Consider the following 9,015-nt stretch of genomic DNA (forward strand, 5'->3'; position numbering starts at 1 on the left):
GGTACTCCTGGTACTCCTCGACGCGCCGCCGGTCCGGCTCGCCGGGAAGCGCGCCGGCGCCCTGGAAGGCCGCCGTCAGCTCCGCGCGCCACCGCTGGACCTCGGCCCAGGAGACCTCGCCCCGCCGTACGGCGAGCAGCCGGTCGCGGTGGTCGTCCATGCGGACCAGCGGTTCGCCGTGGCGGGCCAGGTGCAGGCCGCTGATCAGCAGCCGGATCATGTGCATCGCCTGCTTCCACCGGGGGCGTTCGGGGTCCAGGCGGCGGAACTGGGCGTCGGCGTATCCGGTGAAGGTGCGGTGGGCGCGTCTGGACAGAAAGGCGCGCCGGACCGCGAGCAGGTCCTCGCCCGCGGGGGTGACCTGCTCGACGATCGGCGACCACAGGCACTCCAGGACCGTCGGGTTGGCCTCCAGGGCGAGGCCGCAGAAGCGCTCGACCTCCCAGGAGAACTGCTCGGGCAGCGGCCCCTCGACGTGCGTGGGCGGCTTGGTCAGCCGCCAGAACAGCGGGGTCGGCGCCACGAAGACCCCGCGCCGGTCCACGTCGGAGTCCTCGGTCTCCAGCCCGTAGGCGCGGGAGCCGACCACGACCGACAGCACCAGATGATCGGGGACGTACCGTGCTTCCATCCGTCAAGCCTGCCAGCCCGGCGCCGGTCCCCGACACGGGTTTTCCGCCGCCGGGACCCCTCGGCCGGGCCGCGGCGAGTCGCATGATTTTTCATGGTCCAAGGAGGTTTAAGCCGTCCCACACCCGTCGAACCGGGTGAGATCCGCCTTACCGCCCAATATGATGTTTGACGGTTTATCGATCTACGGGCCGGGCGTGATCGCGTCTTCACGCGGGCGGCCGGTGCGATCCATCTGGGGGGACAGTGCCGGTCTTCGTCGTGCGTGTTGTGAGGTCGCCGAACCAATGAGTTCCCCGGCCGACAGAGCGAAGATCATCCTCTACGACTACGAGCGGTTCAGCCAGCTCGCCGGCCCCCTGACCGAACCGGAGCCCGGACGGCCGTACCGCGTCCAGTACCGCTCCATGCTCGCCGGCGAGCCGCACCGGGTGCGGGCGGTGCTGCTGATGGTCGCCGCGCTCGTCGTGGAGTTCACCATGATGGCCTGGCTGCTGCTGCCCAGCCACTGGACGGTGCGCGTCGACCCCTACGGCATGCTCCCGTGGTACATCCCGGTCGCCGACAAGGTCATGCTCGTGGCGATCGCCCTGATCGAGATATTCCGCCTGGTCAGCGTGGTCTCCAACGTGCACGCCATGCTGGCGGCCAGGGATCCGCTCCCGGTTCCGCCCGAGCCGGGCAGCAGGGTGGCCTTCATCACCACCTGCGTGCCCGGCAAGGAGCCGCTGGAGATGGTCCGGGAGACGCTGTCCGCCGCCCTGCAGATCCGCCATGACGGCGTGCTCGACGTGTGGCTGCTGGACGAGGGCGACGACCCCGAGATCCGCGAGCTCTGCGACTGGCTGGGCGCCCGCCACTTCAGCCGCAAGGGCGTGCCCGAGTGGAACCAGGCCAAGGGCTCCTTCCGGGCGAAGACCAAGCACGGCAACTACAACAGCTGGCTGGACGCCCACGGCGACGACTACGACTTCTTCGTCTCGGTCGACACCGACCACGTGCCGCTGCCGGAGTTCTGCGAGCGCATGCTCGGATACTTCCGCGACCCGCGGGTGGCCTTCGTGGTCGGCCCCCAGGTCTACGGCAACTACACCGCCGGGGTCACCAAGGCCGCCGAGAGCCAGCAGTTCCTCTTCCACTCCCTGATCCAGCGCGCCGGCAACCTGTACGGGGCGCCGATGTTCGTCGGCACCAACAACGCGGTGCGGATCCGGGCGCTCAAGCAGATCGGCGGCCTGTACGACTCGATCACCGAGGACATGGCCACCGGCATCGAGTTCCACCGCTCCCGCGACCCGGAGACCGGGGAGCGCTGGATGTCGGTCTACACCCCGGACGTGCTCGCCGTGGGCGAGGGGCCGTCGTCGTGGACCGACTTCTTCACCCAGCAGCTCCGCTGGAGCAGGGGCACCTATGAGACGCTGCTCACCCAGTTCTGGCGGGCGGCGTTCCGGCTGTCGCCCGGACGGCTGTTCAACTACAGCCTGATGGTGACGTTCTACCCGATGTCCGCGCTCAACTGGCTGCTGGCCGGGCTGAGCGCCACCCTCTTCATGGCGGTGGGCGGCTCGGGCGTGACCGTGCCCATGGACGTGTGGCTGATGCTGTACGGCGACGCCGCGCTGCTGCAGGTCATGCTCTACACCTGGAACCGCCGGCACAACGTCAGCCCGCACGAGCCGGAGGGCTCCTCCGGGGTCGCGGGGATGGTCATGTCGGCGCTGTCGGCGCCCATCTACGTGGCCTCGCTGATCGGGGCCGCGCTGCGGCGGCCGAGCAAGTTCGTCGTCACCCCCAAGGGCGATTCGGCCAGTCCCGACCAGATCGCGACTTTCCGTATCCATCTGTGGTGGGCCGTGATCTTCGGTGGCGGGCTGCTGCTCACCGTCTTCTGGACCGGGCACGTGCACCTGGTCATGACCCTGTGGGTGTTTCTCGCCCTCGTGATCTGCCTGGGGCCTCTGGCGACCTGGGCGTGGACCAGCCGAGGTAACCGTTGAGCCGTCTGCGTAAGAACCTGATCGCCGCCGCCGTGATCGCCGCGATCGTCGGGGTCAACCTGCCGGCCGTCGCCGGTTTCGCCTCCCGCCAGTGGCACGACTACCGGATCAACCGGGACGACTACAAGGCGCGCCACGGCCACTGGAGCTTCCTGGACGTCCCCGACGAGTTCAAGGTCAACGCCATCCACGCGGCGCTGCTGCGCACCGGCAAGGTGCTCATCGTCGCCGGCTCCGGAAACAACGCCGCCAACTTCGACAAGGGCACCTTCAAGACCGTGCTCTGGGACCCCACCAAGCCGGGGCAGGCGGGCGAGTTCAAGATGATCGACACGCCCGTCGACTTCTTCTGCGCCGGCCACGTGCTGCTGCCGAACGGCAACCTCCTCATCGCCGGCGGCACGCTCCGCTTCGAGGTGCTCAAGAGCAAGGTGAAGAGGGCCGGAGGGGCCCTGGTGGTGAAGAACGAGAGCCCGCACATCAGCCGGCAGTTCCACCCCGGCACCCTGATCGCGGCCCCCAGCGGGAGGCTCTACCGCACCACCGCGCACATCACGGTGCCGCCCGCCGAGAAGATCGAGAGCGGCGTGCCGGGCAAGGCCCGGATCAAGCCCAGCGAGACCAAGGTGTTCGCCGAGTCCGTGATCGAGGGCGCCCCCGGCGTCTTCACCTCGCCCGGCGGCTACGTCAAGTACGAGATCCAGGGGCTGACCGGCAGGGAGAAGCGGAACCTGTACGCCATGGGCGCCGACATGACGCTGGAGAAGCAGGACTTCCAGGGCATCAAGGACGCCTACGAGTTCGATCCGATCGCCGAGCGCTACATCAAGGTCCAGGACATGGCCGAGGGGCGCTGGTATCCGACGATGACCGCCCTGCCCGACGGCAAGGTGATGACGGTCTCCGGTCTGGACACCGTGGGGCAGATCACCAGGGACAACGAGTTCTACGACCCGCAGACCAGAACCTGGATCCCGGGGCCCAAGCGGTTCTTCCCCAGCTACCCGGCGCTGTTCCTGCTGGACGACGACACCCTGTTCTTCTCCGGCATGAGCGCCGGATACGGCCCGGGCCAGCTCGCGCTCCGTCCCCCCGGCATCTGGGACTACCGCCACGACACCGACCGTCTGGTGAAGTCGGCCGGCGGCGTGGGCGGCGTGGCGCCCGACGAGATGGAGGCCTTCACCCCGGTCCCCGGGCTGCCCGAGCCGGAGCTCAACGAGACCGGTGCCTCGGTGCTGCTGCCCCCCGCGCAGGACCAGCGGATCATGGTGATGGGCGGCGGACCGGTCGGGGAGCGCCAGCCGGGCCTGCCCAACGCCACCGACCGGACCGCCATCGTCGACCTCAAGCAGCCCGCGCCCCGCTACGTCCGCGGTCCGGACCTCTCCGACCCGGTGCGCTACCCGTCGGCGGTGCTGCTCCCCGACGACACCGTGTTCTCCTTCAACGGCTCCAGCGACTACCGCGGCCGGGGCGACAGCGACGTCCTGCGGGCCGAGGTCTACCGCCCGAAGAGCAACAGCTTCCACGAGGCCGCGGCGCCCGCGGTGGGCCGCAACTACCACGCCGAGGGCCTGCTGCTGCCCGACGGCCGGGTGCTCAGCATGGGCTCCGACCCGCTCTTCGCCGACGAGGAGGGCACGATCCCCGGCTCGTTCGACCAGCGGATCGAGATCTACACCCCGACCTACCTGTACAACGGCGAGAAACGGCCGGTGATCACCGATGGGCGGCGGATGCTCGGCATGGGCTCCCGGGCCGGGTTCAAGACCCCCGACGCCGAGCGCATCCAGGAGGTCCGGCTGATGCGGCCGAGCGCGGTCACCCATGTCACGGACGTGGAACAGCGCTCCATCAAGCTCGATTTCACCCGGGTGCCCACCGGTATCGTCGTCACGGTCCCGACCAACCCCGCCCTGGCTCCGCCCGGCTGGTACATGCTGTTCGGCGTCACCGCCAAGGGGACCCCGTCCCCGGCCCGCTGGGTCCACATCGGAGGAGATCGATGAACAGGTACGGCAGCGCGGCCGCCGCGCTGGCCTTCGCCCTCGTGGCGGCGGCCTGCGGTGAGAGTCCTCCCCCGACCACGGACGGCTCCGGCGCGACGCGCTTCTACGTCGACCCCGAAGGCACCGCCGTCGCCGAGCTCCGCAGGCTGGAAGGGGAGGGGAAGACCGAGGACGCGGCGCTGATCCGCAGGATCGCCGAGCAGCCGAACGCGATCTGGATCGGTGACCAGGACCCGCACGCCAGGGTCTCCGACATCACCGCCAAGGCGCGGGAGGCCGGCCAGGTGCCGGTCCTGGTGGCCTACCACATCCCCGACCGCGACTGCGGCCAGTTCTCGGCGGGCGGCGCCGCGAGCGCCGACGAGTACCGCTCGTGGATCGGCCGCTTCGCCGAGGCTCTCGGCGACCGCCCCGCCTGGGTCATCGTCGAACCCGACGCGCTGGCGCACATCCTCGACAGCTGCACCCAGGGCGGCAGGGCGGCCGAACGCCTCGGCCTGCTCCGCGAGGCGGTGCGGACGCTGAAGAAGCAGCCCAACGCCAAGGTCTACCTGGACGCCGGGAACGCCGGCTGGATCAAGAACGCCGGCGACTGGGCCGAGCCGATGCGGCAGGCCGGTGTGACCGAGGCCGACGGCTTCGCCTTCAACGTCAGCAACTTCTTCACCACCGAGGAGAGCGTCGCCGCCGCCCGGCGCCTGTCGGACGGGCTCGGCGGGGCGCACTACGTGATCGACACCTCGCGCAACGGCAACGGCCCGCTGCGCGAGGGCGCCGACACCTGGTGCAACCCCAGGGGGCGGGCGCTGGGCGCGGAGCCGACGACCCGGACCGGGCACGACCGGGTGGACGCCTTCCTGTGGATCAAACGGCCGGGGGAGTCCGACGGCGACTGCCACCGGGGAGAGCCCCGGCCGGGTGAGTGGTTCTCCTCCTACGCCCTGGAACTCGCGCGAAACGCGGGATAACCGCTCGATCCTTTACACCATGGATCTTGCAGGTGAAGATTGCTTCGCAGGACATTGACCGGAGTCGTCAGATTTTCATCGACCCTCTCGGAGTCCCCTCGATGAACAGATGGAAGACAGTCCTCATCGCCCTGGCGGTCGCCCTCCCCTCCGGCGCCCTGCCCGCCGCGGCCGCGCGATCCGCGACCGCCCCGACGGAGAGCGCCGCGGTCGCGCGATCCGCGTCCGCCCCGATCGTGAACAACGAGACCCAGCCCGTCTACTCACGCGCCGACGCCCTGGCCGAGACCGTGTTCGTCGAGGTCGCCGGGGTCGACAGCGACCGTGACGGCCGTCCGGACCGGGTCGCCGTCGACATCATGCGGCCCAAGGAGACCGCCTCCGGGCTGAAGGTCCCCGTCATCATGGAGGCCAGCCCCTACTACGCGGGCGGCAACGACGTGCCCAACCACGTGGTGGACCTCGACGGGTCCGACCCCGCGGGCATGGAGTACCGGCGCAACAAGTTCAACGACCTGCGCGACGAGATGTTCGGCCTCGACGAGGACATGGCCGCCTCCCGCGCGGCCGCGCCGCCCTTCCGCGGCTACTACGACAACTACTTCGTGCCGCGCGGTTACGCGGTCGCGCTGGTGGAGAACCTCGGCTCCGGCCGCGCGACCGGCTGCCCGACGACCGGCCTGGCCAACGAGACCGCCGGACCCAAGGCCGCCATCGACTGGCTCAACGGCCGGGCCCGGGGCTTCGACGCGTCCGGGAACGAGATCCGGGCCGACTGGTCGACCGGCAACGTCGGCATGACGGGCGTCTCCTACAACGGCACGCTCTCCTACGCCGTCGCCGCGACCGGCGTCAAGGGGCTCAAGACGATCGTGCCGATCGCGGCCATCTCCTCCTGGTACGACTACTACCGGGCCAACGGAGGCGTGATCGCCGCCGGCGGCTACCAGGGCGAGGACGCCGACGTGCTGGCCCGCTACGTCCTCACCAGGGAGAACGCCGAGCAGGCCTGCGGCGCGCTGATGGACGAGATCGAACGCGACCAGGACCGGGTCACCGGTGACTACTCCGCCTTCTGGGACGGGCGCAACTACCTCAACGACGTGGGCAAGGTCCGCGCCAGCGTCTTCGTGGTCCACGGCCTCAACGACTGGAACGTCAAGACCAAGCAGGCCGTCCAGTGGTGGGACGCGCTCGACCGGCGGGGCGTGCCGCGCAAGATCTGGCTCCATCAGGGCGCCCACTTCAACCCCTTCTCCTTCGCCCAGCGCAACACCGAGTGGCTGCGCCAGCTCCATCACTGGTTCGACTTCTACCTCTACGGCCTGCGCAACGGCATCATGGACGAGCCGCAGGCGGACGTGGAGTCGGGGCCGGGCCAGTGGGCCCAGCACGCCTCGTGGCCGCTGCCCGGCACCCGTGACGTACGGCTGCGCCTGGCGGCCGGGACGGGCGGCCAGAACGGCACCCTGAGCCGGGAGCGCTCCCGCGGCCACGCCGTGGAGTCCTTCACCGACCAGAACGTCCGCACGGCCGAGCAGCTGGCCGAGAACATCACGGCCACCGACCCCAACCGGCTGGCCTACCTGTCGCCGGCGCTGGCGAAGGACGCCCGGCTCTCCGGCACCCCGGCCGTCTCGGTCAGGGCGGCGTTCGGAGGCGGGCGCTCGCCCTATCTGACGGCCCTGCTGGTCGACTACGGCACCGACGCCCGCGCCTACGGCGGCGTCAGCTACGGCCCCACCCCGGTCTGCTACGGCCAGGGCGTGCCGGGGGACACCGGCTGCGCCCGCCTGGCCGAGCACGTCACGGTGACCGCCCCCTACAAGATCATCACCAGGGGCTGGATCGACGTCCGCAACCGCCACTCCGCCTCCCGGACCGATCTGCTCCGCGAGGGCCGCTTCTACGACTTCGACTTCGACCTCCAGCCCACCGACTACGTCGTCAAGGCCGGTCACCGGATCGGGGTCGTGCTCATCTCCACCGACCGCGACTTCACGCTTCGCCTGCCCGCCGGGACCGGCGTCTCGGTCGAGCCCGGTGACAGCTCGGTCGAGCTCCCCCTGGTCGGCGGCCGATCGGCCCTCGGCTAGATCACCCCGGCTGGGTGAGCCCACCACACCGAGCACCACGTCACCTACCGGTGCCCGTACGACGACGTGGCACGCCTGCCCCTGCGCCACCGAGCCGTGACCGCGGAACGGCCGGGAGGCTGATGTACAGCCTCCCGGCCGATTCATCCCCAATGGGAAGGGGGAGTCTCGCGGCGCAGCGTGTTCCCGACGATCGGCAGCACCAGAACGGCCGGCACACCGCCGATCCACAGCACGCCCACCGGTGAGGCGGTGCCGACCGCCCAGGCCGCCGACGAGGGCGGAGACGCGACTACTCGGTGCCGGGGGTCTTGCGCGTGGTCACGTTCATGCGGTTCCAGGTGTTGACCGTGAAGATCAGGGCGATGAGCTGGGCGAGTTCCTTGTCGCCGAAGTGCCGCGCGGCTTCCGCCCTACCGCGCGCTCGCCCAACGAGGCCTTCGGCGTCGGCGACCCCCGTGGCCGGCTGGAGTTGCGCCAGGCGCTGGTTGAGTACCGGAGGAGCGCTGCACCCGCAGCGCCGGGCCGCGGTCATCGACTGGGCCCGCGCCACGGACGGCCTGCTGCTCGAGGACGACTACGACGGCGAGTTCCGCTACGACCGCGAACCGGTCGGCGCCGTGCAGGGCCTCGATCCGGACCGCGTCGTCTACTTCGGATCGACGAGCAAGAGCCTGTCGCCCGCGCTCCGGCTTGGCTGGATGGCACTACCCGGCCGGCTGGTGGACGACATCGTGGCCGCCAAGGGCTCGCGCGAGCTCTGGTCGGGCGTCACCGACCAGCTCACCCTCGCCGACTTCGTCGCCGGCGGCGCCTACGACCGCCAGCTGCGCCGGATGCGCGGAATCTACCGGCGCCGCCGCGACCTGCTCACGGCCGTGCTCGCCGAACGTGCCCCGCACATCACCGTCAGCGGCATCGCCGCAGGGCTGCACGCCGTCCTCGAACTCCCCCCGGGCACCGAGCAAGCCGCCCTCCGCGCCGCCTCGGCCTCGCCCTGGACGGCTTGGGCCCCTATCTGCACCCCGACAGTACGATGCCGCCACGCGACGGCCTGGTCATCGGATACGGCACACCACCCGAGCACGCGATCCCAGCCGCCCTGGAAGCCCTCTGCCTCGCCTTGCCCGGCCCGGCCCCATCCCTGTCAGCTTCTCAGCCCTGAAGGACTGAGCTTGCAGCTCCTCGCCGTCGGTGGCTTCGACGGTTTGGTCCGCGTCAGGCAGCGTGACTCACTGCCCAGCTTGTGACACCGCGTGCGGCGATGTTACGAGCTGCGTTGACGTCGGCGTGCTCAGCGAAGCCGCAC

General features: G+C 70.3%; 6 protein-coding genes. 5 read left to right on the top strand and 1 reads right to left on the bottom strand.

The window, feature by feature from the left end:
- A partial coding sequence (locus tag CA984_RS40040) for a nucleotidyltransferase domain-containing protein (RefSeq protein WP_108724683.1) occupies positions 1–631 on the bottom strand: 631 nt, incomplete at its 3' end.
- Between the two features lie 286 nt (positions 632–917).
- On the opposite strand from CA984_RS40040, the gene CA984_RS40045 reads away from it, so the two are divergent.
- The 5 genes from CA984_RS40045 to CA984_RS40070 all read left to right on the top strand — a co-directional run bounded on the left by CA984_RS40045 (position 918) and on the right by CA984_RS40070 (position 8,956).
- Positions 918–2,630, top strand: coding sequence for a glycosyltransferase family 2 protein (locus CA984_RS40045; protein WP_086578580.1), 1,713 nt, complete (start codon positions 918–920; stop codon positions 2,628–2,630).
- Positions 2,627–4,642 carry a radical copper oxidase GlxA gene (gene glxA, locus CA984_RS40050; protein WP_086578581.1) on the top strand — a complete coding sequence of 672 codons (2,016 nt, stop codon included), beginning with the start codon at positions 2,627–2,629 and terminating at the stop codon, positions 4,640–4,642. The genes CA984_RS40045 and glxA overlap by 4 nt, the downstream gene beginning before the upstream one ends.
- The gene (locus tag CA984_RS40055) at positions 4,639–5,610 is read left to right on the top strand and encodes a glycoside hydrolase family 6 protein (protein WP_086578582.1); all 972 of its coding nucleotides are present in this window, start codon (positions 4,639–4,641) and stop codon (positions 5,608–5,610) included. Before glxA ends, CA984_RS40055 begins: the two co-directional genes overlap by 4 nt.
- Positions 5,611–5,711: 101 nt before the next feature.
- Positions 5,712–7,706, top strand: a complete 1,995-nt coding sequence (locus CA984_RS40060; RefSeq protein ID WP_086578583.1) for a Xaa-Pro dipeptidyl-peptidase — start codon at positions 5,712–5,714, stop codon at positions 7,704–7,706.
- 488 nt (positions 7,707–8,194) lie between these two features.
- Positions 8,195–8,956 carry an aminotransferase-like domain-containing protein gene (locus CA984_RS40070; RefSeq protein WP_242676439.1) on the top strand — a complete coding sequence of 254 codons (762 nt, stop codon included), beginning with the start codon at positions 8,195–8,197 and terminating at the stop codon, positions 8,954–8,956.
- Positions 8,957–9,015 lie beyond the last annotated feature (59 nt).

The organism is Streptosporangium minutum (genome assembly GCF_002149035.1).
GTDB lineage: Bacteria > Actinomycetota > Actinomycetes > Streptosporangiales > Streptosporangiaceae > Streptosporangium > Streptosporangium minutum.